Consider the following 24,547-nt stretch of genomic DNA (forward strand, 5'->3'; position numbering starts at 1 on the left):
CGGGGCTTTCGAGCCCCGCGGCCTTCGTCGTCCCTACGCCCTGGACCGGTCCAGGTGCTCTTTCACCATCGCTTCGAGCGGGGCGACCACGTCCGCCTCCATCAGCGCGTGCCCCGCGGCCACGCGTTCGTCCCGATGCGGTCCGGCCGGCACGAGCCGGTCCAGCGCCCGCAGCAGCTCGTCCTCGTCCTGCGCGTACTCGCTCAATCCCAGTTCACTCATACGCCGGACACCGGCGATGCCGTGACCCGGGATCGGCCGCCAGCCGACCACCGGCACGCCGACGGCCAGCGCCTGCAGCGCCGTCTGCCCCGCGGCGTTGTCGAGCAGCGCGGCGGATGCCCCGAGCAGGCCCGGCATGTCGTGCACCCAGCCCAACGCGGTGACGCCCGCCACCTTCGCGAGCCTGCCGCGCAGACGCTCGTCGCGGCCGCACAGCACGACGGGGTGGAAGCCCGCGTCGCGCAAGGCCGCCGCCGTCCGGGTGAAGCCGGTGCCCGCCCCCCACGCGCCCGCGGACAGCAGGACCGGCGGGTCCCCGCCCTCGAAGCGCTCGCGCCAGTCCGCCTCGCCGGGCGGGTGCGGCCGGAAGGCCTCGGGCACCAGCGGGCCGTACACCGCGCACGGTCGGCGCAGGGCGTGGCGCGCCTGCAGGGCTTCCGGGCCGGTCAGGCATAAGTTGAGGTCATTGCCCTGGTTCAGCCACTGCCGGTGCACCGCGAAGTCCGTGATCAGCGCCGCGCACGGCACCGCGAGCCGTCCGCGCGCCCGCGCCCGCCCGGTGAGCTGGGCGGCGAGGTGGAAGAGCGAGACGACCGCGTCGGCCCGGGTGCGCGCGACCGCGTCGAGCAGCCGGCCCTCGGCGAGCGCGGCCAGCGGCGTGCTGCCCGGCCGTGGCCCGCCGCCGGGCTGGAAGAAGGCCGAGTAGATGCCGGAGTAGACGATCGGGGCGCGCCGGATGATCAGATGGTAGAAGCCGCGCACGCCCCCGCCGACCGGCCCGGGCAGCAGGCCGAGCACGTCCTCCCGGGTGCAATCGTGCCCGTTCGCGCGCAGCCGGCGGGAGAGCTCCGCGCAGGCCGCGTCGTGCCCCGCGCCCATGGCCGCGCTCAGCAGCAGGTACCGGCTCACGCGGACGCGCCCCTCGGGCCACGGCCCTCGGCTCGCGGCATGGTGACCACCACCTCGTGCGTCGCTCGGCGTCTGGATGCCCCGGCCCGGCCCCGGCGGACCGCCGGTGACCAGCTTCGCACGATCGTCACGACAGGTCAGGGATGAACGCGCTCACGGTGCTGATGGCCTTGCTCTCGGCGATGTCGAACGCCGCGGCCACGGTGCTGCAGCGGCGCGCCTCGGTCGGCCTCGCGCCGCTGGCCGGGACGGGCGCGCGGGTGTGGACGGCACGGCTGCTCCAGCCGCTGCGCCGGGTGGGCTGGTGGATCGGGGTCTCGGCCATCGGCGTGTCGGCGATCTGCCAGGTGGTCGCGCTCGACAGCGGCCGGCTCTCGGTGGTGCAGCCGCTGCTGGCCACCGAGCTGCTCTTCACCCTGCTGCTCGGCGCGCTGGTGTTCCGCTGCTGGCCGAGCCCGGCGCTGTGGCGGGCGTTCCTCATGCTGGCGGTGGGCCTGGCCCTGTTCCTGCTCGCGGCCTCGCCCTCGGGCGGGGGTAACGAGGCGTCAGGTGCGCGCTGGCTGGCCGTCGGGGGAGGGCTGGCCGGCCTGGTGGTGGTCCTGGTGCTGGTTGCGCTGCACCTGCACGGCCTCGCTCGCGCCGCCGTCCTCGGCACCGCGACGGCCGCCTGTTTCTCGGCCACCGCCGGGCTGATCAAGGAGGTCACCGGCCGCTTCCCGGACGGCGCCGGCGCGGTGCTCACGACCTGGTTCACCTACGCCGCCGCGCTGGCCGGTCTGATCAGCCTGCTGCTGTTGCAGTGGACGCTGCGGGCGGGCAGCCTGACCGGATCGCAGCCCGCGTTGACCCTCGGCGACGCGCTGATCAGCGTCGCGCTGGGCTCGCTGCTGTTCGGCGAGCGGATCGCGCTGGGCTGGCACGTGACGGTCGAGGTGCTCGGCGTGGCGCTGATGGCCGTCGGCGTGCTCGGCCTGACCGGCGTGCACCACACCCTGGCCGGCTCGGCCGAATGGGACGAGAACACGCCGGTCCCGGACGGGAACGCCTGAACCTGGCCTGTGTCCCGATCCGGAGATTCACTGCATGAGAAATCGGTTCCAGCGTTCGTCTGGCAAGGCGCCGGGATGCCCTCATACTTGGTCGTCTGTGGGCATTTCGGCAACGCAGCCAGGCGGGCGCCGGGGCCGATTTCTGCAGCGAATTTGCGGTGAGGGACACTAGCTCAGCCGGATCACCAGCAGTGCGACGTCGTCGCCGGTGGTGGCGGTGTCAGGGGCCTGCGCCGTCAGCAGCCGGTCGCAGACCTCTTCGGGGGACGCGTCGGTGAGCGCTGCGGCGTTGCGGCGCAGGCGGGTCAGGCCGTGATCGAGCGGCTCGCCGCGCCGCTCCACCAAGCCGTCGGTGTAGAGCAGCAACGTCGATCCGGCCGGCAGGAACGCCGCGGCGCCGGTGCGCGGCAGCGCCGGGTCGACGCCGAGCAGCGGGCCGTGGCCGGAGGTCAGGAACCGCGCGCGTCCGTTGCGCGGGACGAGCAGCGGCGGAGGGTGCCCGGCGGAGGTGTAGTCGAGCTCCCCGGCGCCGCCTTCCGGTTCGGTGCGCAGCACGCCGTACACGCAGGTCGCGGAGATCTCCGGATACAGCATGCCCATGGCGGTGTCGAGCCGGTGGACGATGGATTCGGGCGGCTCCTGGCGGTCGCAGGCGATACCGCGCAGCATGTTGCGGATCTGACTCATCGTCACCGCGGCGCGCAGGTCGTGGCCGACGACGTCGCCGACGATCAACGCGGTGCCCGCCCCTTCCGGCAGCGAGAACATGTCGTACCAGTCGCCGCCCACCTGCGCGGCCGTGCCCGAGGGGGCGTAGCGCGCGGCCGTCGTGAAGCCGTCGATCCGCGGGAGCTCCGGCAGCATCGAACGCTGTAAGCGCTCGGAGATGTTCTCGGACCCGGCATAGAGCCGCGCGTTGTCGAGCGCGAGCCCGACCCGGTGGGCGAGGTCCTGCACCAGGGCGAGTTCCGGATCGCCGAACGACGGATGCGACCGGAAGCGCCCCAGGACGATCGCCCCCAGCACCTCGTGCCTGGTGCGCAGCGGAGCCACGATGACGCTGGCGACGTCGCGGCGCTCCGCCTCGGCGGCGAACGCGCGCTCCCACGGGGCCTCGCGGGGCAGCGATCGCAGCCCGCTCGGATCCAGCAGCACCGGCCGGACGCCGCGCCGGGCCGGCGTGAGCGCGCTGCCCGGATCCGTTGCGGGCCAGGCGATCCGCTCGTCGCCCCGGGAGGCTTCGAGCCCGGCGTTGCGCGTGCCCGCGCACACCCGCTCGACCTGGTCGTCGTCGCGCAGCAGATCGATCGCGCACCAGTCCACGAGCCGCTGCGTCAGCAGCCGCCACACCCGCTCGAGCCCTTCGCGCTCGTCGAGCGTGCCGGCGAGCGCCTCGCTGACGTCGGCCAGCAGGGCCAGCCGATCCAGCGCGCTCCGCAGCGCCTCGTCGAGCTCGTAGTCGTCCACGCACTGGCTGTACCCGTTCCGTTCGCGGTTGATCGAAAAGCGCCGCGATTCGGGTTCCGCGCCCGGTGCCGGGGGCCGTTTGAGGACCGAGCGCCAGGGTTAACCGAGTCCGATGGAGAAGGAGAACGAGGTCGCCACCGCGCGTCCGGACGTGCACGGGGGATTGATCATCCCCGCCGGTCTGAGCCCGAACCGGGATCCCGGGGAACCCGAGGCGCCGCCGCCGCTGCCGAGCTTCCGGATCCGGGCGCGCACCTCGGTGCGGCGCATCCTGCTGCGCCGGGCGGTGTTCGCCACCGTCCTCGCCATCGCGGCGCTCATCGTCTCGTACCACTACGGCGGCCTGCTGGAGAGCGAGGAGCACCAGCACCTGCACCAGATCCTGGCGATCAGCAGCGCGGTGGTGTTCCTGGCCTCCGCGGTCTCGGCGGTGCGCTCCACCACCAACGACGTGGTCGGCCTGGTGCACGTCCCGGGTCGGCTCGGCGACGCCCGGGCGAGCACGCTGCGCCTGGTGTGCCTGCTCAGCGGGTACATCGTGGTGATCCTGTGCGCGCTCGCGCTGGTCCACGTGCCGGTCCAGCACCTGCTGCTCGGCGGCGTGCTCACCGGCGTGATCCTCGGCATCGCGGCCCAGCAGGTGCTGGCGAACCTGTTCGCCGGGATCATGCTGCTCTTCGCCCGCCCGTTCACCATCGGCGACGAGCTGACCGTGCGCTCCGGCGCGCTGGGCGGGCCGGTCATCGGGCGGGTGACCGGGATGACGCTCACCTACGTCACGGTCGTGACCGGCGCCGGGCCGGTCCTGCTGCCGAACAGCGCCGTGCTCGCCGCGGCCGTCGGACCGGCCACCGAGTGGCCCATGGTGCCGTGAGCGCCCGGACTCAGGAGCGCTTGCGCGCCTTCGTCTGCTCCGCGGCCGCCAGATCGGCTTCGGCGGGGTGCGGCGTGGTCGCGCGCTCCACGACCGCGTGGATGACGGCGAAGACCGCGCCCTGCAGGGCCGCCGCGATCAGCACCGCCCGCCAGGACCGGCCCCCGTCCTGCGCCCTGGGCACGTCCCGGCCCGCGTCGACGCGGCGCCAGATGGTCTTGAAGGCCGCGCCGCCGGCTGCGCCGGCCGCCATCCCGATCGGTTTCGCGATCAGTAGCTTCCGTCCGTCCACGCTGCCTCCTCCGCGCCGAACCCCCTGCAACCGACGGTGGCCGCTCGGGTGCTCCACCGCAACTCCCGCCACCTCTGCCCGCCTCGCCACTGCGACAAACGGGTGGGTACGGGACGTTTGGGGAAGGGCGGCGGGGGCAACCCGGGCGCCGTTCGGCCGACCGGGGCGCGCGAGAGCGCCGGGAGGCCGCCGGTTTGGGGACCGAGACAGGCCGAAGCAGGCCCACGATGTGGAGTTGAGTCACGACATGCAGCTGGTCCCCACAGCGGACGGCACGGTTAAGACCGAGCCCTCCGCCCCGAGCCGACGCTTCTTCAGCCCGGACGAGCACGCGACCGCCAACGCCCTGTGCGAGCGGCTGCTCGCGCTCGAGCCGGACTGCCCGGTCCCGGTGGTGGCCCGGATCGACGCCCGGCTGGCCGGGCAGGAATCGGTCCGCCGGCCCGCGGCGCCGGACGGCGAGGCCTGGCGGCACTCGCTCGCCGCGCTCAAGGCAGACGCGGTCGACCGGTTCCAGAGCCCGTTCGCGGTCCTCGACGGCGACCGCCGCGACCGGCTGATCCTGCGGGTGCGCGACCTCGGCCCGCAGGCGTGGCACGAGATGCGCGCCGAGCAGGTCTGGGGCCTGTGGACCGGCTACGCCTGCACCGCGTTCTACTCCCATCCCTTCGCCTGGAACGGCGCCGGCTTCCGGGCCTGAGATTGCCCGCGCCTGACGGCGCATCACTCCGGGCGGGCGGGGCACTCGTGCCAGGAGTCGAAAGGAGACGAGAGCATGTCTATCGGTGCGAACGTCTCAGTCATCACCGTCGGCGCCATCCTCGCCTTCGCGGTACGGGTGCGCATGCAGGTGCTCAGCGTGCACACGGTCGGCGCGGTGCTGATGGCCGTGGGCGTGGTCGGGCTCATCCTGCAGATCCGGGCCCTGTCGAGGCAGCGCGAGCTGACCTCGGCGCAGATCGCCCAGCCGGCCGAGGCCGTGCTGGTGCGGCCGGCCGGCTCGGCGCGTCCCCCCGGCTTCGCCGGCTCCACCACCGACCCGGTGGCGCCCGCGCAGTCCCCGTACCGGTCGGTCGAGGAGTACGAAGGAAACGAGTGGTGACCGTGACGCATCGAACGAGTTTCGCCGGCGCCCTGCTGGTCATGGCGATAGGCGCGGTCCTGGCCTTCGCCGTGCAGGGTTCGCCGAGGTATCTGGACATCCACGCCACCGGGCTGATCCTGGCGCTCGGCGCGGCCGCCGACCTGGCCATCAGAGCGCTGATCGCGGACAGCCCGCTGCTGAGCCCGGAGAGCGCGGACGTGGCCGCCGTGGTCGAACCGCTCGGCGAGCCGGTGCTGGACGCGGCCGGCAACCCGGTCGTCGTGCCCAACCCCGGCTCCCCGATGGCGCGGCCCCCGCTGATCGCCCCGCCGCCCGGCACCCTGCCGCCCGGTTCTCCGGTCGAGACGCTGGTGATCACCGACGAGCCGTACTACCCGGCCGAAACCCCCGGCGCGACGGCGGCGGCAGCCGCGTCGCCGCACGTCCCGGGCGCCGTGACCGCCCCCGCGAGCCCCGAATCCCCGGTCGCGGTGACCACCATCACCGGCCGTCCGGTCCGTCCGCGCCGCAACGTGGCCGGCTCCCGCCGTTGGGGCCGCCGCGGCTGACGGCGCGACGATCAGGGGCCGGACGGCGTGCGGGCTGTCCGGCCCCTTACACGTCATCGGACCCGCCGCGGCGCCGGTCAGGCCGCGATGAAGCTTCGGATGTCGTCGCCGGCGGTCCGCAGACTCGGGTAGTGCCGGTGTGCGTCCGCGCAGGGGACTGCGGCGTTGACCTGCCACACCGTCAGGCCGGCTTGCCGCCCTGAACGGACGCCGGAGTCCGAGTCCTCCACGACGAGGCATCGTTCCGGCCGGGCGCCGAGCTCGCGGACGGCGAGGAGGTATGGGTCCGGTGCGGGCTTGCCACGCGTCACCGCGTCCGCATCGATGATCAGTTCGGGCAGTGGCAGACCGATGCGGTCGAACCGGCCGCGAACCCGATGCGCGTAGTTCGAGGTCACCAGGGCCCACGCTTCTGGCGGGAGGGACTCCAGCAGCTCGGCGGCGCCGTCGATGGCGTCATATCCGCGCTGTTCCTCCGCGTCCTCGAGCCGATGCAGGAGCGCGAGGCACTCATCAGGGTCTTGCTGCGCGGCGACCGCGGCGAAGGTCTCGGCCGGGCGGCCGCGGGTGGCGATCTCGAGCACCTTCTCCGGGTCGAGCCCGTATTGCCGGGCCCAGGCGGTCCAGGTTCGCCGCTGGCTTTCGACGGCATCGATCAACGTGCCGTCGACGTCGAAGAGGATGTAGCGCTCGATCACGCCCCGCAGTCTAGAGCCGGCCAACGGAACCGAGCCGGGTGAAGTCGTCGAAGTGCTCTTCCACCTGGGCCTTGAGCGCCGAGTTCGGGTTGACCGCGATGAACTCGACGCCTGCTTTCAGAGCCGCGTCCTGGTCCGCCGGTGCGTCGCCGAAGTACACGACGCGGACGTCGTGATGGCGTGCGCGGATCTCGGCCAACGCCTGTGCCTTGGTCGACCGGGCGCCGTAGATCCCGTGGAAGGCCGCGTCGAGCCCGTGCCCGGCGAGCATCTTGGTGATCTCCGCCTCAGGCGCGCTGCTGACCACGTAGCGGATCGCGGAGGCGGCCGCGACGAACTCCTCCACGCCCGCGATCGGCCGGCACCGGCCCAACCCGTCCTCCAGCAGGCGCGCGTACCGTTCGGCGACTTCGTCCTGCCGCGACTGAGGCTGTTTCAGGATGGCGGCGAGCACGTGCCGGAACTTTTCTGCGCGAGGAATCCCTCGATGCGCCGCGTTGTACGCCTTGACTTCCCGCAGCTCGGCCTCGTTCGCGCACAATGGTGCGAAAGCATCCCGGAAGGAAGCCAGCTTCACAGCTTCGGTGTCGAACAACGTCCCGTCCATGTCGAACGCCAGCACGCATCCGAGCCCGCCCACCCGTCACCCTTCCCTAGGCCTTGCACCCCGCCGGCCGCGATTCGGGCCTGCGCAAAGCTAGCGCATCCGGGTCAGGCCACGAGCCCGCCGCCGCGCCGGCGTCGGCGGGCCCGGGTTCTGGCGACGGTCAGGGCGACGGCCACGACGGTCGCGCCGAGCGCGGCCCACAGCCACGCGCCCGGTCCACGCGAGGCGTCGGCGCAGACCAGGGCGATCCAGGCGGCGAACGCGGCGGTCAGCGAGAGCCGCCGCCGGACCAGGCCGGGCAGCGGGCTGCGCTCGAGGCGGTCGAAGCGCCGGGTCCGGCGCGCGCAGCGCCGCGTCCAGCGCGGGTCGGTCCGCGTCAGGTCCCGCTCGATGGCGCTGAAGATCCGCATGTCCCGAGCCGAAAGCCCCATGGCCCGCCTCCCTGGTCGTCCGCGACGGCAAATCAGGCTGCGCAGGTACCCAGCCGCCCCCCGGGCCATGCACCGGGTTCCGGTGGCGCGCGCCGCGGGAACCCGGCGCACGCGCCGGTCCCCGCGCCGCGGTCCGCGCCGGCTCGGCTCAATTCACACCAGCAGCAGGCTGTCCACCCTCGTGCGCGCCGAACCGAGCGAGGTCATCGGCTCCGGCATGACGGCCCACGGGTCGGCTTCGGCGAGCCGGTCGGCCATCGTGCGCAAGGTGAACCGGTCCGGGTCCAGCCCGCCTTCCTCGAGCTCGTCCCACTCCAACGGGGTGGCCACTCGGGCGTTCGGCGTCGCGCGGACCGTGTACGGCGCGACCGCGAGCTGCGCGTACGCGTTGCGAGAGACGTCCAGGAAGAGCCGTCCGCCGCGCTTGGCCTTGCGCACCTCGCCGGTGTAGCGGTCCGGCTCCCGGCTCTCCAGGATCGCGCAGACGTCCCGGGCGAATTCCCGCAGGTCGTCGGCCTCGTAGCGGCGTTCGATCGGCACGCTCACGTGCAGCCCGCGCCCGCCGGTGGTCTTGACCACGCAGGTGAGCCCGAGCTCGGTGAGCAGCTCCCGCAGCGCCAGCGCGGCGTGCCGGGCCTCCTCGAAGTCGTGCGGCGGATCGAGGTCGAACAGCAGCTGGTCCGGCCGCTCCGGCCGGTCGGCGCGGGAGAGCCAGGTGTGCAGCGTGACGGCCGCCTGGTTGGCCAGGAACGCGAGCGTCTGCTCGTCCTGGCACAGGATGTGCGCGATCTCCCCGCCCTCCTTGGGCACGGTGACCTGCTTGATCCAGGACGGCAGGTGGTCCGGCGCGGCCTGCTGGAAGAAGGACGGCTTCTCGATCCCGTTGGGGTAGCGCGCGACGGCGAGGGGCCGATCCTGCAGGTGCGGCAGGATCCGCTCGGCCACGGCCCGGTAGTAGTCGATCAGCTCGCCCTTGGTGATCGAGTCCTCGGGGAAGAGCACTTTGTCCAGATGGGAGAACTTGATCGCGCTGGTGCTCGCGCTCGGCATGGTCGTCGGGCCCCTTCCTGCGCCGAGCGCACCCGGCGCCCGGCTTCACCACTGTGCCCGCTCTCCGTGCCCGTTTTGCCGCGCTCTATGCGCTCTCGACGGTCATGCGGGTTCCGTCAAGACTCGTGAGCCGGCGGCGGCGAGCCGAGAGCCGCGTGCCGTGCGGCCTCCACACAGGCGGCGTTGACCCGGCGGCGCACCTCGCGGGCGCAGCGGGCGCGCGTCAGCTCTTCCAGCTGCTCCTGCGCGAACGCCAGGATCTCGCGGCACAGCTCCCGGTTGCGCACGCACGAGCTCTCGACCTGTTCGAGCACCTGCAGAGCCCGCAGCACCGATTCGGGCTCGGCCGAGGCGCTCGCCTCCCGCACCTGCGCCCGGGCCGCCTCGTGCGCCTCCCGCGAGTTGACCATCAGCTGAGCGGCGTTCGCGCCCAGCGACTCCAGGCGCTCGAGCCACGCGTCGCACACGACGAGTTCGGCGGCGTCGACCACCTCGTGCTCGGCATTCGCCCGCACGATCCGCTCGTACTGCGCGGCGAACGCGCGGCGTTGATCGATTCCGTCCAAGACCACCGTCCCATTCCCGGGCGCGGTCTATGCCGCGCGAGGTCGGTTCGGTACCCGCCGGGCCCGGCGGGTAACCGCGCGCGGCCGCGACTGACTCCGTTCGGCTGATCCGGCGCGTGCGCCGACCCGGTATTTTGCGCCGAATCGGGTAATAGGTTGATCTCGTCAAGCTGACGAATCGAGGCACGAGGACGGGGAGGTGCGCGATGGGACACGGCATCGACTTCGGCGAGGAGCTCGCCGTCAACCACCGGCACATCCGCCAGGCGGCCGCCGCCGCGCCCGGGCACCCCGGCCGGCTGTGCGCCGAGCTGCGCCAGCACACCGAGCTCATGCGCCGCCACGTGCTGCCCGCGCTGGCCGCGAACGTCGACGGCGGCACCCAGATCGCCGCGGCGGACGAGTCGCTGATCGACCGGATCCAGGCCGAGGTCGGCGGCGCGGGCCCGTGCGAGATCCCGCGGCTCGCGCCGCTGCTCGACGAGATCGAGGTCCAGCTGCGCTGGGAGGACCGGGTGCTGCTTCCGCTGCTCGAGGCGGCCACGACGTGGCTCGTACTGGAAGACCTCGCGGACCACGCGCGGCTCGCACGTCAACGGGTGACGTGCGAGCCGGCGTGATCCTCGGGGCTGGAGCCGCTAGTCCGTGGCGATCGCCTGCAGCACCTTCATCCGCGAGGCGCGCAGGGCCGGGAGCAGCGCGGCGAGCAGTCCGACGACGCCGGCCCCGATGAACACGGCCATGATCGTCGGCCACGGGATGGAGAGCTGGTCGAGCCCGGCGGAGGCCAGCAGCCGCTGCGCGCTGATGCCCCAGCCCATGCCGAGCCCGAGCCCGAGCACCGCGCCGAACAGCGCGATCAGCACCGACTCCAGCCGGATCATCCGGCGCAGCGAGCGGCGGCTGAGCCCGATCGCGCGCAGCAGCCCGATCTCCCGGGTGCGCTCGACCACGGAGAGCGCCAGGGTGTTGATGACGCCGAGGATCGCCACCACGATCGCCAGGCCGAGCAGTCCGTAGACCAGGTCGAGCAGCTGGCCGACCTGGCTGTGCAGCTCGGCCTTGTAGTCGGCCTGGTTCTTCACGTCCAGCTGCGGGTAGGCGCCGAGCCGGTGCTGCAGCTGCTTGTACGCGGGGTCGGCCTGGCCGGAGTCCGCCTTGGCGAAGAGCATGATGTCCATCGGCTGTGCGCTCGCCGGCACGGTCTTGCCGAGCGTCCCAAGGCTGACATACGACTCGTTCTTGTTGAACACCGTGTTCTCGCTGGTGATCGCGACCACCGGCAGCCGAGTCGCAGCGCCGCCGCCGGTGAAGGTCACCGGGACCGTCTCGCCGAGGCTGATGTGCTGCGCGGTGGCGAGGTCCTGCGGGATGGCGATGCCGTCGCCGCTGAAGACCTGCGCCATGTCGCCCGAGACGGTCTTCACCGTGAAGTCCTGCAGCAGAGTGTCGCTGGAGGCGAAGAAGTCCGCGCTTGCCGCGCCGGTGCCGATCGTGCCGGTGACGTCCTTGTTCTCGGTGACGTGCGCCACGCCCGGCGTCGTCCGGGTCGCGTTGACCGCCTGCGAGGTCACGCCGAGCCCGCCGTTCGCCTGGATGACGAAGTCCGCGCCGACCGAGCCGTCGAGCTGGGCCGAGGCCGAGGCGAGCAGCGAGGAGCTGACCACCGACAGGCCCGCGACCAGCGACAGGCCGATCATCAGTGCTGCGGCCGTGGCGCCGGTGCGGCGCGGGTTGCGCAGCGCGTTGCGCTTGGCCAGCCGGGCGACCGGCCGGCGCGGCAGCGCGACGCTGAGCACCCGGATCACCCCGGACGCCAGCAGCGGCCCGACCAGCACCGCGCCGACGAGCGTGGCCAGCACGCCGAGTCCCAGCAGGGAGCCGCCGGTGCCGCCGGACGAGTGTGCCGCCGCGATCAGCGCAGCCGCGCCGCCGCCCGCGAAGACGAGGCCGATCGCGCTGCGGATCCGCGAGGCGCGCCGGTCTTCCGGCATACCGGCGTCGCGCAGCGCCGCCATCGGAGAGATCCGGGCCGCACGGCGGGCCGGCCCCCAGGCCGCGATCAGCGTGACGATGACACCTACCGCGTAGCCGGCGATCGGCGTGCCGGCGTGGAACGCCAGGTGGCCGGCGGGCATGTTCAGCCCCGCGCTGCGCATCAGCACGATGAGACCCGCGGCGAGCCCGTAGCCCGCGGCGATCCCGAGCGTCGAGCCGATCACCCCGAGCAGCAGGGCCTCGGTGCGCACCGAGCGGTTGACCTGCTTGCGGCTGGCCCCCAGGGCACGCAGCAGACCGAGCTCCCGGGTGCGCTGGGCCACCAGCATCTGGAAGGTGTTGACGATCAGGAAGGCCCCGACCAGCAGCGCGATTCCGGCGAAGCCGAGCAGCGCGGTGCGCAGCACCGAGACGAAGCCGAGCGAGTCGAGGTTCGAGGACGTCTCCTCGGCGGCGGTCTTCGCGTCGTAGTGGCCGCCGATGGCCGAGAGCACGTTCGCCTTGAGCTTGTCGTCACTCGTGCCGTGCGCCGCGGTGACGTCGATGCTCGTGAAGACGCCCGACTTGCCCAGCAGGTCCGCCTGCGCGGTCGGAGTGTCGAAGAACACGAATGCCGCACCCGGGTTGACCGTCTTGAACCCGGCCAGACCCACGATCTTGTCCGTGTACGTGCCCGTGGCCGTGATGACCTTGAGCTGGTCGCCGATGGCCAGGTGCTGCTGAGACGCGGTGTCGCTGTCGAGCACGACCTCGCCCGGCCCGCTCGGGACCCGGCCGGAGGAGAGCGTGACGGCCTTGCCGTCGCCGTTCCAGTTCGTGCCGATGGTCGGCGCGCCGCTGGACGAGGTGAGCTTGTCGCCGTGCGCGTCGGTGACCACGAGCTGCTCGGTGGTGACGTCGCCGCGCGCCGAGGCCACGCCCGGCACCGAGGAGATCCGATCGACCAGGGCGGCCGGCACGGTCGGGTCCGCCGCGCCCTCCTCCTGATTCGCCGGCGTGGGCTGACTGACCGTCACGTCCGCCGAGGTGGTGGCGAACAGCTGGTCGAAGGTGCGGTTGATGGTGTCGGTGAACAGCAGCGTCCCGGCCACGAAGCCGACCGAGAGCACGACCACCAGCAGGGTCAGGGCCAGGCGGCCCTTGTGCGCGAAGAAGTTGCGCCACGTCGCCTTGAACATCGCCCCGCCTCAGCTCTCGCGCCGGCCGTCGAAACGGCGCATCCGGTCCAGTACGGCCTCGGCCGTCGGCGCCTGCATCTCCTCGACGATGCGCCCGTCCGCGAGGAAGAGCACCCGGTCGGCGTACCCGGCGGCGACCGGGTCGTGGGTGACCATCACCATCGTCTGCCCTAGTTCGTCCACCGAGCGCCGCAGGAAGCCGAGCACCTCCGCCCCCGCCCGCGAGTCGAGGTTGCCGGTCGGCTCGTCGCCGAAGATGATCTCCGGGCGCGACGCCAGCGCCCGGGCCACCGCGACCCGCTGCTGCTGGCCGCCGGACAGCTGGGTGGGCCGGTGCTTGAGCCGGCCGGAGAGCCCCACCGTCTCGATCACCCGGTCCAGCCACTCGCGCTCCGGGCGCCGCCCGGCGATGTCCATCGGCAGGGTGATGTTCTCCAGCGCGTTGAGCGTGGGCAGCAGGTTGAAGGACTGGAAGATGAAGCCGACCCGGTCCCGCCGCAGCCGGGTGAGCGCCTTGTCCTTCATCGCGCTCAGCTCGGCGTCGCCGATGAAGATCTTGCCCGAGGTGACCTGGTCCAGCCCGGCCAGGCAGTGCATCAGCGTCGACTTGCCCGACCCCGAGGGGCCCATGATCGCGGTGAAGCGGGAGCGCTCGATGTCGACGTACACCTCGTCGAGGGCGGTGACCTGGGTCTCTCCCGAACCGTAGGCCTTCACCACCCGCTCGGCCCGCGCGGCGACGGCGGTCCGGGTGTCTTGCGTGGGCATGGACATGGACATGGCGTTTCTCGTCTCGTCGTTAGCCGGAACTGTGACTGCATCCGAGCCTTCCAGCCGGAGCGGCCCGGGTCATTGGTGCGGCCCGGCCACTGTGGGGTGGGGCTAACCCCACCCCCACGGGTGCGTGCGGTGACCGCGCGCGGGGGCGTCTGGCGCTGGGCACGGCGGGCACGCTACTGTGTGGGGCAAACGTTTGCGTCCTGGAAGGAAAGCCATGACGGCTGATAGGGGCAGTATGGTGCCGAGCATCCGACAATGCTCGGGTACAGGTTTGCTCGATGGTCCCGGCGGTAGATCGAACCGGCCGGTCGTGGCGCTCGGGCAGGGCGCGCGGGCGGTGCTGCGGCCGCTGCCCGTTGGCGGCGTACGGTTCGAGGACTCAGGGTTCTGGGCCTCGCGGGTCGCGGTGAACGCGCACACGTCGCTGGCCGCGGGCTACGAGCAGCTGCACGCCTCCGGGGTGCTCGAGAACCTGCGGCTGGCCGCCGGAACGGCGCAGGGCGCTTACCACGGGAAGCTGCCGTTCCTGGACACCGACGTGTTCAAGTGGCTGGAGGCCGTCGCCTGGCATCTGCAGACCGCGGGCGACGCCGCTCCGGAGCTCGCCCGGCAGGCGGACGAGGTCATCGCGCTGGTCGCGGCGGCTCAGGACCCTGACGGCTACCTCAACAGCTACGTCAACGTGGTGCGCAACGGCGAGCGCTGGGCGGATCTGCCCTCCGGCCACGAGCTGTACTGCGCGGGCCACCTGATCCAGGCCGGCGTCGCGCATCGGCGGGCCACCGGGCTGCACACGCTCTTCGACGTCGCGCGCCGCTTCGCCGACCTGCTCGTCGACGAGTTCGGCGAGGACGGCCGCCGCGTCGGGTACTGCGGGCACCCCGAGGTGGAGACCGCGCTGGTCGAGCTCTACCGCGAGACCGACGAGCGCAAGTACCTCGACCTGGCCGGACGGTTCGTCGACCTGCGCGGCAGCGGGCTCCTCGGCGACCGGCCGTTCGGGCGCCGCTACTTCCAGGACCTCCAGACCGTCCGCGAGACCCGCGCCCTGCACGGCCACGCGGTGCGCGCGCTGTACCTGAGCGCCGGTGTGGCAGACCTCTACCTCGAGACCGGCGAGAGCGACCTCATCGAGGTGCTGCGCGCGCAATGGGACGATCTGTTGCGCGGCAAGATGTACGTGACCGGCGGAACCGGATCGCGCCACCGCGACGAAGCGCTCGGCGACGCCTTCGAACTGCCGGCGGACCGCGCGTACACCGAGACGTGCGCCGCCATCGCCGTGATGCAGTGGGCCTGGCGGATGCAGCTGGCGACCGGCGACGCCACCTACGCCGACGTCTTCGAACGCGTCCTGTACAACGGGTTCCTGGCCGGCACGGCCCTCGACGGCGAGCACTTCTTCTACGTCAACCCCCTGCAGGTGCGGCCGGACTCGACCCTCGGCCCGCAGGGCCGCCAGCGCTGGTTCAGCTGCGCCTGCTGCCCGCCGAACGTCATGCGCACGATGGCGAGCCTGACGCACTACTTCGCCACCTTCGACGCCGACGGCCTGCAGATTCACCAGTACGCGTCCGCATCGATCCGCGCCGACGTGCCCGCCCGCATGGGCGTCGACATCCAGACCGACTATCCCTTCGACGCCACCGTGCGCATCGAGATCCCGGCGGAGTGCGCGGGGGAGTGGACCATCAGCCTCCGTATCCCGGACTGGGCGCGCGCGGAAGCCCAGTTGCGCCTCGACGGGAAGCCGATCGACGTCGAGGGCCAGGACTACGCCCGCCTGCGGCGCGATTGGCGAGGCGGCGAGGTCATCGAACTCGAACTCCCGATGCAGCCGCGCCTGACCGTCGCCGACCCGCGCGTGGACGACGCGCGCGGCTGCGTCGCCATCGAGCGGGGCCCCCTCGTCTACTGCGCCGAACAGGTGGATCAGGACGCAGACCTGGACCGCCTCACCCTGCGCGGCGCCGCCCGCGACGGAGAACGCGTGGACATCGGCGGGATCCCCGTCCCCACCGTCACCATCCCCGCCGCCCACGCCGAGGCCGCGAGCACCACCGCGTGGCCTTACCGGCAAGCCGGCGAGGAGCCGGCGCCACCCACCGACGCCCCGCCGACGACGGTCACCACGATCCCGTACTTCGCTTGGGCCAACCGCGACTACGGCGCCATGCGCGTGTGGCTTCGAGTCTGATGCGCTTTCCGGCCCGCCCCGATGCTTCGGGGCGGGCCGGGTCTGCTTGCGGCCTCCGAGCCGGAGGCGGGGCGCGGCCAGGCCGTGTCTTCGAACCGGCGCCGGCCTGATCCGGCGCCGGTTCGAAGACACGGCCTGGTTTTCCGGTGAGGGCTACTAGGTGCTCGAGCGGATGGCGAGCCGGCAGGGGTGCAGGTGGACGCCCGGCTGCGGTTCGCCGGCGATCGCGGCGAGAAGGAGGTTGGCCGCGTCCCGGCCGAGGCCCTCGAGGTCCATGTCCACGCTGGTCAGCTGAGGCCGGGCGGCGTCCGTCATCACGTCCCAGTTGTCGAATCCGACCACGGCGACGTCGTGCGGCACGCGTCGTCCGGCTTCGCGCAGGCCGTCGGCGAGGCCGCGGGCGATCTGGTCGCTGGCGCAGAAGACCGCGTCCACCTCCGGGTCGCGGCGCAGCAGGATCCGCGCGGCCTGGCGGCCCCACGCCTCGCTCCACTCGCCGTAGACGGGTTCGAGCACCGGGGTGCGGCCCTCCGCGGCCAGTGCCTCGGCCGCGCCGTCCACGCGGGCGCGGGCGGAGTGGTGGCGCTCGGGGCCGGCCACCAGGGCCACCCGTTCCCGGCCGGTGTCGAGCAGGTGGCGCACCGCCCGGGCCGCGCCGTCGGCCTCGTCCGGGACGATGGAGCAGTCCTCCGGATCGTTGGAGGGCATGAAGGCGTAGACCACCGGCACGGGCGGGCGCTGGCCCAGCGGCGGGCGCGGGTCGGTGCGCCGGCCGGTCACGATGATCCCGTCCACCCGGCGGCTGAGCAGGGTCTTGAGGTAGTACTGCTCCCGGATCCGGTCGTCCCGGGCGTCGCACAGCAGCACCGACATCTGGCCGGAGCCGAGGGTGTCCTCCACGCCGAGCATCACCGGGATGGAGAACCGGCCGATCGAGTCGGTGGTGATCATGCCGACGGTGTAGCTGCGGCCGGTCTGCAGGCTGCGCGCGACCGCGTCGATCTGGAAGCCGAGCCGGTCCGCGGCCTGGCGCACCCGGGTCCTGGTCTCCTCGCGCATCGAGCCCCGGTCGTTCAGGGCTTTCGAGGCCGTGCCCACCGAGACGCCGGCCATGGCCGCGACCTCGGCCAGTGTGACTCGGCTCGGAACGTCCACCATGGTTGTTTCTCCCTTTTCCCTCAAAGGAAATGTACCGCATCAGTTCCGCTTGACACGCAGCGCGGGCGGTTCTAGCCTGCCGAAGGCAATCGTTTGCGTAATGCTTCCACTGTATCCGATACGGCTCGGATCCGCCGGAAGCCCGGGCACCACTCGATCGCCGGGCTCCGCGGACGTGGCCGAACCCCTCACGGAAGTGACCGATGATGCGAACATCCAGGGCGACGGCGCCCGGTTTCGCCCTCCCGCTCGGCGCGGGAACGGCGGGCACCGCCCAGGCGCCCGTCGCCGCTGCCGCAGGGGCTGTCGGGATGGTTGATGTGAACGCTAACACCAGCCGCCGGCCGGTCACCCGGACCGCTGCGGGTGCTACCGCCCCGCAGCCGACGGACGGCGTCCGCTACGACGCCGGCACGGCCGGCCGCCGCCCCGAACGGGGCTGACCCGCCGTCACCGATCCGCATCAGCCGGGAGCCGGACACCCCGCGACTTCGGCCGATGCCTTCAACTCGGGACATAAGAATCTTGACCGGCGCGACGAGCACCGCCTAGCGTGCATCGGACCGGTCCAGCAACCAAGTGTGTGTCCCCGACGGCAAAACCGTACGACCCGCACCGCCCGCAGTCGCAAGGAAAACCGCAGTCGTACGGCAGACCGCGGTCGCAAGGAAACCGCAGTTGCAAGGCACAACACAGTCGTTGGACCCGGAAGAAAGCAGAGCAAAAGAGCCATGAAGCCCTCACTCTCCTCCTCCACCCGCCGCATATTCGGCGCCGGCCTGGTGGCACTGTCGCTGGCCGCTGCGACGACCGCGTGCTCGCACTCCAGCACGGCCGGTTCGGGCAGCTCAGCCGCCGCCGGCGGCACCTTCACCATCTGGGACCCATACCCCCAGTTCGACAACAACTCCGCCTGGGTGAAGCTGCTGGACCAGTGCGGCAGCGACGCCGGCGTCACCGTCAAGCGCACGGCCTTCGACACCACCGCGCTGACCAGCAAGGAGCTGCTGGCCGCGCAGCAGGGCGTCTCGCCCGACGTGCTGATCGTGGACAACCCGGTCATCTCCACCCTCGCCTCCGCCGGCGTGCTCGCCACGACCACGCAGACGAACGTGGACACCAGCAGCGACCAGCCGAACCTGCTCGGCGCCGGCCAGATCAACGGGCAGACCTACGGCGTGCCGATCGGGGCCAACACGCTCGCGCTGTACTACAACAAGAACATCATCAAGGCCGCCGGCGTGGACGTCAGCACCATCAAGGACTGGTCGTCGCTGACCGCCGCGCTGGCCAAGGTGAAGGCGATCGGCAAGGTCGGCATCACCTTCTCCGCCATCGGCACCGAAGAGGGCAGCTTCCAGTTCGAGCCCTGGTTCTGGGGCGCCGGGGCCAACCTGACGAACCTCGACTCGAGCCAGGCCCAGGCCGCGCTGAGCCTGTGGACGAGCTGGATCAAGTCCGGCTACTCGCCCAACTCCGTGCTCAACGACACCCAGCCGGACAACTGGACGGAGTTCGCCGCCGGCGACACCGCCTTCAGCGAGAACGGCACCTGGGAGCTCGCCAACGCGCAGAAGGGCAGCTTCCCCTTCGGCATCATCGACATCCCGGCCCAGAACGGCGGCGCCGCCCCCACCCCGACCGGTGGCGAGTTCGTCACCATCCCGGTGCAGAGCAGCACGAGCCGGTACGCCACGAGCGAGAAGATCGTGAACTGCCTGACAAAGGCGGACAACGCCTACACCACCGACACGACGCTGTCCTACATCGGCGCCACGACGGCGGTGCAGACGAAGCAGGGCCAGACGACCCCGGCGCTCGCGCCGTGGATCACCGCGGTGCAGACGGCCAAGGGCCGCACCAGTGACAACCTCGGCACCAAGTACCCGAAGATCTCCCAGGCCCTGTGGACCGCGATCCAGTCGGCCCTGACCGGCTCTGCCACCCCGGCCGCGGCCCTGACCACCGCGCAGTCCTCCGCCCAGTCCGCCGGCTAGCAGCACGCTCACCAGGAACTAAAGACGAGGTCATGTGATGAGTTCTCCGGCACAGCCACCCCGTGGATCTGTGCGCGGCTCGGCCGGGGCGGCGCTCGCCGCCCCGGCTTCGGGCGGCGCGGACACCCCGGTCGGAGCCGCGGCTCCGGTCGGCACGGACACCCCGCCCGGCACGCCGGGGACGAACGCCGTCCATCAGCCGCCGGGCGCGGAGATAGACGGGGCGCGGGGCTCCGGAACTGACCGCATACCGGGTGCGGGGGCCGCCGGCGGGCCGCGCGGGGAGAGTGACGGCGGGCCGGGCTTCGCGGCCCGGTCCGAGGACTCCGCGGCGCGGCGCGGAGGACGGGGCGGGCGCGTGACGGGCCGGCGCAATCCGGGCCGGGCGAGTCAGTGGGCTGCTTGGGCCTTCCTGCTACCGCTGGTGGCCTACCTGATCGCCTTCTACGTCTATCCGCTCTACCGCAACATCGACCTGAGTCTGCGCGACTACACCGTCTACACGTTCGTACACGGCGGCGCGCCGTTCATCGGCTTCGGCAACTACACCGCGATCTTCCACGATCCGACCTTCGCCACCGCCCTCGTCAACACCCTGCTGTTCACCTTCGTCAGCCTCGCCTTCCAGTTCGCGTTCGGCATGATGCTCGCGGTGTTCTTCGCCCAGAACTTCCGGCTCTCCTCGCTGCTGCGGGCGCTCTTCCTGGTCCCGTGGCTGCTGCCGCTGATCGTGTCCGCCTCCACCTGGGCGTGGATGCTCAACTCCGGCTCGGGCGTCGTCAACTACGCGCTGCACTTCGTCGGCGTCGCGCCGGTCAACTGGCTCACCTCGCCGCACTGGTCGCTGGTCTCGGTGATCATCGCGAACATCTGGATCGGCATCCCGTTCAACCTGGTGCTGCTCTACAGCGGCCTGCAGGCGATCCCGGCCACCCTCTACGAGGCGGCGGCGCTGGACGGGGTCAACTCGTGGCAGCGGTTCTGGCGCATCACCTTTCCCCTGCTGCGCCCGGTGAGCGCGGTCACGCTGATGCTCGGGCTCGTCTACACGCTCAAGGTCTTCGACATCATCTGGATCATGACCAGGGGCGGACCGGTCAACTCCTCGACCACCTTCGCGACCTGGTCCTACCGGCTCGGCTTCGGCAACCTGCTGCCCGAGTTCGGCCTCGGCGCGGCGGTGGGCAACCTCCTGGTCGCCATGGCCCTGATCGCCGGACTGATCTACATCCGCATCCAGAGGAGGCAGTACGCATGAGCCGCATCGTCCCCGCCGCGTCGTCCCCCGCGCCCGGCCGTGCCCGCACCTCTGGCGCGTCCGCCGACGCCCGGGCGGACCGAGGCGGCCGCCGACGCTCGCGCGCCGCCCGCAGCCGGGCGAAGACCGCGCTCGGCGTCATCCTCACCGCGATCATGCTCTTCCCGGTCTACTGGATGATCAACGCGTCGTTCACCACGGACCAGAACCTGCGTAAGAACCCGCCGAACCTGTTCCCGATCGACGGGACGCTGGCCGGCTACCGCGCCGTGCTGAGCGAGCAGCTGCCGTACCTCGGCACCAGCCTCGGCGTCGGGCTCGCCACCGTCGCGCTGACGCTGGTGATCTCGGCGCCGGCCGGTTACGCGCTCGCCAAGCTGCGCCCCCGCGGCGGCGGCGCGGTCTCCTTCGCGCTGCTGGTCTCGCAGATGATCCCGTCGATCATCATGGCGATGGGCTTCTACGCGATCCTGCTCAATGTCGGCTGGATCAACTCCATTCCCGGCCTCGTGATCGCCGACTCGACGATCTCGGTGCCCTTCGGCGTGCTGATCTTCACCGCGTTCATGTCCGGCATCCCGGACGAGCTGATGCAGGCGGCGCTGACCGACGGAGCCGGAAGGATGCGGACCTTCTGGTCCATCGTGCTGCCGGTCAGCCGCAACGCGGTGGTCACCGTCTCGCTGTTCTCGTTCCTGTGGTCGTGGTCTGACTTCGTCTTCGCCTCGACCCTCGACGCGGGCGGCAACCAGCAGCCGATCACCCTCGGCATCTACCACTACATCGGCAACAACGACCAGCAGTGGAACGCGATCATGGCCACGGCCGTTACCGCCTCCATCCCGGCCACGATCCTGCTCGTGATCGCCCAGCGCTACGTCGCCGCCGGCATCACCGCCGGGTCGGTGAAGGATTAGCATTAGTCAGCCCAGCAGCGCCAACAACTGCCGCTCCCTGGCCGGCGGCAGGCCGTGGCCGTCGATCCGGCCCTCCTCGTCGGGGAGGGCCGCGGCGGCGCCCTCGCCGGTGCGGAGCCACGCCCAGGTGTCGCGGACGGTCTCGGCGATCGGCCGCCACTCCAGCCCGGCCGCGCGCGCCGGGCTGGAGTCGATGTCCCAGATCGCTGAGAACTCGCCGTCCGCCACGGCCCACAGCGGCAGGCCGGTCCACTGTTCCACCCCGTGCTCGACCAAAAACGCATCCGGCGCCCAGACGAGGTGGGCGGCGGAGCCGGTGGCGGCGACGCAGGCTTCGAGCAGGTCTTGCATCGACTCCGTCCCGGACCCGGGGACGGCGAACGCGCCGTGACTACCGCTCGCGGCGCAGGCCAGGCCGAAGCGGGCGAGGTCCCGGGCGTCGATCGGGGCGATCAGGCGCTTCGGGTCGGCCGGGGCGAGGACCGGCCCGGCGCCCCTGGCCATCCTGGTCAGCCACCAGGTGAGCCGGCCCCGGTTCTCGTGTGGCCCGAGGATCAGACCGGCGTCGAGGGTGATCGTGCGGCCGGGGAAGTGCCGCTCCACCGCGCGTTCGCAGCCGGCCTTGAGCGGCCCGTACTCGCCCTCGCTCGCCTCGGGATCGCAGGCGAACTTGGGCGAGGCGGCCGTGATCGGCTCAGCCGGCCAGCGTGCGTACGCGTTGACGCTGGAGATGAACAGGTAAGCCGCCGCCCGGTCGGCGAGGACGCGTGCGGACCGGCTCACCACGGCGGGGGAGTATCCGCAGGTGTCCACGACCAGGTCCCAGCCGGGCGCGGCGCGGGCCAGGCGCTCGAGGTCCGCGGGAACTTCGCGGTCGCCGTGGATCACCCGGACGCCGGGGGGATCGGCGCTCGACCGGCCCCGGTTGAACACGGTGACGTCGTGGCCGGCGGCGGTGGCTTCTTCGGCGAACGCGCGGCCGAGAAACCTGCCGCCGCCGATGATGAGGATTCGCATATCAATGATCATGAATGCGGGCTCTCTGCCAGGCAAGGGACTTCGCTGACAGCAGAAAAAGAGCGCTAGCGGCTCATCCGTTCACCGCGGCCGCCACGATCTGATACCAGATCCCAGACGTGCTCCAAGGCTTCGAGCGCGGTGCCGGGAAGGAGCGTGCTCTCGCGGTATCGGAGATCCACTGCTCGGGCCAAGGCGGCGTCCGTCGGCGCGGTGGCTTCCAGCGCCCGCAATAGCGATCCGCTGGTGTTCAGACACGGTGCGATCGCCAGCCAGGTGCCGAGTGGCCCGGGCAACGGGCCGTGCATGCGCGGCCAGCGGCGCTGCACCTCGACGTTGAGGCTGGGCAGTTTCTCGATGCCGTGCCACGTCGGGTCGACGGCCCCGATGTGCACTTGGCCGACTCGCGCGACGACAATGGCGCCCAGGCACATCGGGCACGGCGAGAGAGTGGTGTAGAGGATGTTGTCGATCGCGCGCTGCTTGGCCGGAGGCATTGCGCCCAGCGCTTCCATCTCCGCATGCGCCAGCAGACCCTGGGCCTGACCGGAGAACCGCTGGTTTCGGCCGGCACTGATGACCGCGCCGTCGCCGGCGGTCAGCACCGCGCCCACCGCGATGCCCCCTTCGCGGTATGACTGCCAGGCCGCCTCGATGGCGACACGCCAGGGCCTATCGAGGGCATCCCATGTTCCGTGCGCCGAGTCTTGCGATGTCACCAGCAGATTATGCCTGTGCGCCGGTGGTGCTCGACACGTCGCTTCGGGGCACCGGGCTGATGCGCAACGGCCTGACCGGGCTCACTTACGAGCAGGAGCTCGGCGAGGCGAACCCGGCGGCCTACGCCTTGTGGTCGGGCACTGCGATCGACCTGTACTTCACGCTCGGGGGCGTGCTCTTCCTCGCCGCCGCGATCGCCTACCGCCGCGTCAGACCAGGGCGGTGGCGGCTTCGCCGCGGCTCAGGCTCTCGGCCTGCTTGACCTGGTGCGCCGTCAGCAGGGCGATCGCGGCGGCGAGTGCGGCGAGGACGGAGATGCTGGTGAGCGCGATGGGGAGGCCGAGGCGGTCGGCCAGGAAGCCGATCAGGGGCGGGCCGGTGAGGAAGCCGCCGTAGCCGACGGTCGAGGCGGTGGCCACGCCGGACGGGCCGCGCAGCACGCCCGCCTGGCCGACGGCGGCGGGGAACGAGTTCGACAGGCCGATGCCCACCAGCACGAAGCCGATCAGCACCACCGGCAGCTGGGGCAGCAGCGCCGCTCCCAGCATTCCCGCGGCCGCCAGCAGGCCGCCGCCGGCGAGGACCGCCGTGCGGCCTATCTTGCGCAGCACCCACGAGCCGGACAGGCGCCCGACGAACATCGCCACCGAGAAGCTCGCGTAGCCCGCCGCGGCGAGGCCCGCGCTGGTGTGCAGATCGGTGCGCAGGTGCAGCGCTCCCCAGTCCGCCATCGCGCCCTCGCCGAAGGAGGAACAGAGCACGATGATGCTGAATATCGCCACGACGATGTTCACCTGGCGCGCGACGTGGGCCTCGTGCGGCGTCGAGGGGATCTGCTCGGCGGAGTCGGGAGCGGCGACGTCGGTGGCCAGGGTCGTGGTCGGCTCGGAGGCGCGACGCAGCTCGGTGCTCAGCGCGGGGCAGCGCAGCAGCGGGACGCCGATGCCGATCGCGGCGACGAGCGACGCGGCACCGACGGCGGCGAGGTGGACGCGGGCGCTGGCGTAGTCGGCGACGGCTCCGCCGACCACCGAGCCGAGCAGGCCGCCGAGGCTGTACGCGGCGTGGAACGCGGGCATGACCGGCCGGTCGAGCTCGCCGATGATGTCGACCGCCGCGCTGTTGATGGCGACGTTCATGCCGCCCCAGGCCGCGCCGAATACGAAGAGCGTCGCGGCGAGCGTGGCCACGTTGGGCATGACGCCCGGCAGCGCGACCGAGCAGGCGAGCAGCAGCGAGGTCGCGAACGCCACCGGGCGCGTACCGAAGCGGCGGCAGAGACGGCCGGTGATGGTCATGGTCGCGATCGCGCCCACCGACACACCGAGCAGGGCCAGGCCGAGCATCCCCGCCGATGCCCCGACGTGCGCCTTGATCTGCGGCACCCGCACGACCCAGTTGGCGAAGACGAAACCGTCCAACAGGAAGTACGCCGTGATCAGCACGCGCATCCGCGTGGCCGCCGGGTTCGCGGCCGCAGCCCGCGTCGTGCCTGTCACTGCCGACCCC

25 protein-coding genes are annotated in these 24,547 nt (G+C 71.9%); 11 read left to right on the forward strand and 14 right to left on the reverse strand.

The window, feature by feature from the left end; all coding sequences use genetic code 11:
• Positions 1-33: 33 nt before the first annotated feature.
• Positions 34-1,101, reverse strand: a complete 1,068-nt coding sequence (locus ACTRO_RS39845) for an MGDG synthase family glycosyltransferase (protein WP_063628352.1) — start codon at positions 1,099-1,101, stop codon at positions 34-36.
• Between the two features lie 173 nt (positions 1,102-1,274).
• Between ACTRO_RS39845 and ACTRO_RS39850 the strand changes: the two genes are divergently transcribed.
• Positions 1,275-2,180 (forward strand): DMT family transporter, encoded by a 906-nt coding sequence (locus ACTRO_RS39850; protein ID WP_034271616.1) that lies wholly within the window; start codon positions 1,275-1,277, stop codon positions 2,178-2,180.
• Positions 2,181-2,348: 168 nt separating this feature from the next.
• Here the strand turns inward: ACTRO_RS39850 and ACTRO_RS39855 are convergent, their stop codons facing one another.
• A complete protein-coding gene (locus ACTRO_RS39855; protein ID WP_034271618.1) occupies positions 2,349-3,647 on the reverse strand; it encodes a PP2C family protein-serine/threonine phosphatase in 1,299 nt (432 codons plus the stop codon).
• Between the two features lie 112 nt (positions 3,648-3,759).
• Between ACTRO_RS39855 and ACTRO_RS39860 the strand changes: the two genes are divergently transcribed.
• The gene (locus tag ACTRO_RS39860) at positions 3,760-4,521 is read left to right on the forward strand and encodes a mechanosensitive ion channel domain-containing protein (RefSeq protein ID WP_051452120.1); all 762 of its coding nucleotides are present in this window, start codon (positions 3,760-3,762) and stop codon (positions 4,519-4,521) included.
• Positions 4,522-4,531: 10 nt separating this feature from the next.
• Here ACTRO_RS39860 and ACTRO_RS39865 read toward each other — a convergent pair whose 3' ends face one another.
• The gene (locus ACTRO_RS39865; protein WP_211244579.1) at positions 4,532-4,813 is read right to left on the reverse strand and encodes a DUF4235 domain-containing protein; all 282 of its coding nucleotides are present in this window, start codon (positions 4,811-4,813) and stop codon (positions 4,532-4,534) included.
• Positions 4,814-5,048: 235 nt separating this feature from the next.
• On the opposite strand from ACTRO_RS39865, the gene ACTRO_RS48455 reads away from it, so the two are divergent.
• The 3 genes from ACTRO_RS48455 (at position 5,049) to ACTRO_RS39880 (ending at position 6,466) form a co-directional block, all read left to right on the forward strand.
• Positions 5,049-5,513 (forward strand): gluconate 2-dehydrogenase subunit 3 family protein, encoded by a 465-nt coding sequence (locus ACTRO_RS48455; protein ID WP_169740020.1) that lies wholly within the window; start codon positions 5,049-5,051, stop codon positions 5,511-5,513.
• Between the two features lie 75 nt (positions 5,514-5,588).
• Positions 5,589-5,915 carry a hypothetical protein gene (locus tag ACTRO_RS39875; protein WP_034271620.1) on the forward strand — a complete coding sequence of 109 codons (327 nt, stop codon included), beginning with the start codon at positions 5,589-5,591 and terminating at the stop codon, positions 5,913-5,915.
• On the forward strand, positions 5,912-6,466 hold the full coding sequence (locus tag ACTRO_RS39880; RefSeq protein WP_157436705.1) for a hypothetical protein: 555 nt from the start codon (positions 5,912-5,914) through the stop codon (positions 6,464-6,466). The genes ACTRO_RS39875 and ACTRO_RS39880 overlap by 4 nt, the downstream gene beginning before the upstream one ends.
• A 77-nt stretch (positions 6,467-6,543) precedes the next feature.
• On the opposite strand, the gene ACTRO_RS39885 is transcribed toward ACTRO_RS39880, so the two are convergent.
• From ACTRO_RS39885 to ACTRO_RS39905, 5 genes are all read right to left on the reverse strand, one after another.
• The gene (locus ACTRO_RS39885; RefSeq protein ID WP_211244580.1) at positions 6,544-7,164 is read right to left on the reverse strand and encodes an HAD family hydrolase; all 621 of its coding nucleotides are present in this window, start codon (positions 7,162-7,164) and stop codon (positions 6,544-6,546) included.
• 10 nt (positions 7,165-7,174) lie between these two features.
• Positions 7,175-7,804 carry an HAD family hydrolase gene (locus ACTRO_RS39890; protein ID WP_034271625.1) on the reverse strand — a complete coding sequence of 210 codons (630 nt, stop codon included), beginning with the start codon at positions 7,802-7,804 and terminating at the stop codon, positions 7,175-7,177.
• A gap of 71 nt (positions 7,805-7,875) precedes the next feature.
• The gene (locus ACTRO_RS39895; protein WP_211244581.1) at positions 7,876-8,202 is read right to left on the reverse strand and encodes a DUF3040 domain-containing protein; all 327 of its coding nucleotides are present in this window, start codon (positions 8,200-8,202) and stop codon (positions 7,876-7,878) included.
• Between the two features lie 153 nt (positions 8,203-8,355).
• Positions 8,356-9,252: a non-homologous end-joining DNA ligase gene (ligD, locus tag ACTRO_RS39900; protein WP_034271629.1), complete on the reverse strand. Its 897-nt coding sequence runs from the start codon at positions 9,250-9,252 to the stop codon at positions 8,356-8,358.
• 116 nt (positions 9,253-9,368) lie between these two features.
• Positions 9,369-9,824, reverse strand: a complete 456-nt coding sequence (locus ACTRO_RS39905; protein WP_034271631.1) for a hypothetical protein — start codon at positions 9,822-9,824, stop codon at positions 9,369-9,371.
• Positions 9,825-10,024: 200 nt separating this feature from the next.
• Between ACTRO_RS39905 and ACTRO_RS39910 the strand changes: the two genes are divergently transcribed.
• Complete coding sequence (locus tag ACTRO_RS39910) at positions 10,025-10,438, forward strand: hypothetical protein (RefSeq protein ID WP_034271632.1); 414 nt, start codon at positions 10,025-10,027, stop codon at positions 10,436-10,438.
• A gap of 18 nt (positions 10,439-10,456) precedes the next feature.
• Here the strand turns inward: ACTRO_RS39910 and ACTRO_RS39915 are convergent, their stop codons facing one another.
• Positions 10,457-12,994, reverse strand: coding sequence for an ABC transporter permease (locus ACTRO_RS39915; protein WP_034271634.1), 2,538 nt, complete (start codon positions 12,992-12,994; stop codon positions 10,457-10,459).
• A gap of 9 nt (positions 12,995-13,003) precedes the next feature.
• A complete protein-coding gene (locus ACTRO_RS39920) occupies positions 13,004-13,774 on the reverse strand; it encodes an ABC transporter ATP-binding protein (protein ID WP_157436706.1) in 771 nt (256 codons plus the stop codon).
• Between the two features lie 310 nt (positions 13,775-14,084).
• Between ACTRO_RS39920 and ACTRO_RS39925 the strand changes: the two genes are divergently transcribed.
• Positions 14,085-15,971, forward strand: a complete 1,887-nt coding sequence (locus tag ACTRO_RS39925) for a glycoside hydrolase family 127 protein (RefSeq protein WP_051452122.1) — start codon at positions 14,085-14,087, stop codon at positions 15,969-15,971.
• A gap of 156 nt (positions 15,972-16,127) precedes the next feature.
• Here the strand turns inward: ACTRO_RS39925 and ACTRO_RS39930 are convergent, their stop codons facing one another.
• Positions 16,128-17,129, reverse strand: coding sequence for a LacI family DNA-binding transcriptional regulator (locus ACTRO_RS39930; protein ID WP_034271639.1), 1,002 nt, complete (start codon positions 17,127-17,129; stop codon positions 16,128-16,130).
• Between the two features lie 731 nt (positions 17,130-17,860).
• Between ACTRO_RS39930 and ACTRO_RS39935 the strand changes: the two genes are divergently transcribed.
• From ACTRO_RS39935 to ACTRO_RS39945, 3 genes are all read left to right on the forward strand, one after another.
• Positions 17,861-19,126, forward strand: a complete 1,266-nt coding sequence (locus ACTRO_RS39935; RefSeq protein WP_034271641.1) for a sugar ABC transporter substrate-binding protein — start codon at positions 17,861-17,863, stop codon at positions 19,124-19,126.
• Positions 19,127-19,484: 358 nt separating this feature from the next.
• The gene (locus ACTRO_RS39940) at positions 19,485-20,384 is read left to right on the forward strand and encodes an ABC transporter permease subunit (RefSeq protein ID WP_034278894.1); all 900 of its coding nucleotides are present in this window, start codon (positions 19,485-19,487) and stop codon (positions 20,382-20,384) included.
• Positions 20,385-20,539: 155 nt separating this feature from the next.
• A complete protein-coding gene (locus tag ACTRO_RS39945) occupies positions 20,540-21,301 on the forward strand; it encodes an ABC transporter permease subunit (RefSeq protein ID WP_051452624.1) in 762 nt (253 codons plus the stop codon).
• Positions 21,302-21,307: 6 nt separating this feature from the next.
• Here the strand turns inward: ACTRO_RS39945 and ACTRO_RS39950 are convergent, their stop codons facing one another.
• Positions 21,308-22,318 carry an NAD-dependent epimerase/dehydratase family protein gene (locus ACTRO_RS39950; RefSeq protein ID WP_051452123.1) on the reverse strand — a complete coding sequence of 337 codons (1,011 nt, stop codon included), beginning with the start codon at positions 22,316-22,318 and terminating at the stop codon, positions 21,308-21,310.
• Between the two features lie 65 nt (positions 22,319-22,383).
• Complete coding sequence (locus ACTRO_RS39955; protein WP_281177933.1) at positions 22,384-23,037, reverse strand: nucleoside deaminase; 654 nt, start codon at positions 23,035-23,037, stop codon at positions 22,384-22,386.
• Between ACTRO_RS39955 and ACTRO_RS39960 the strand changes: the two genes are divergently transcribed.
• A complete protein-coding gene (locus ACTRO_RS39960; RefSeq protein ID WP_157436708.1) occupies positions 23,031-23,300 on the forward strand; it encodes a hypothetical protein in 270 nt (89 codons plus the stop codon). The two genes, ACTRO_RS39955 and ACTRO_RS39960, sit on opposite strands and share 7 nt — an antisense overlap.
• On the opposite strand, the gene ACTRO_RS39965 is transcribed toward ACTRO_RS39960, so the two are convergent.
• Positions 23,248-24,489: an MFS transporter gene (locus ACTRO_RS39965; RefSeq protein WP_084317258.1), complete on the reverse strand. Its 1,242-nt coding sequence runs from the start codon at positions 24,487-24,489 to the stop codon at positions 23,248-23,250. The two genes, ACTRO_RS39960 and ACTRO_RS39965, sit on opposite strands and share 53 nt — an antisense overlap.
• Positions 24,490-24,547: the final 58 nt, after the last annotated feature.

Source organism: Actinospica robiniae DSM 44927 (assembly GCF_000504285.1).
Taxonomy (GTDB): Bacteria; Actinomycetota; Actinomycetes; order Streptomycetales; family Catenulisporaceae; genus Actinospica; species Actinospica robiniae.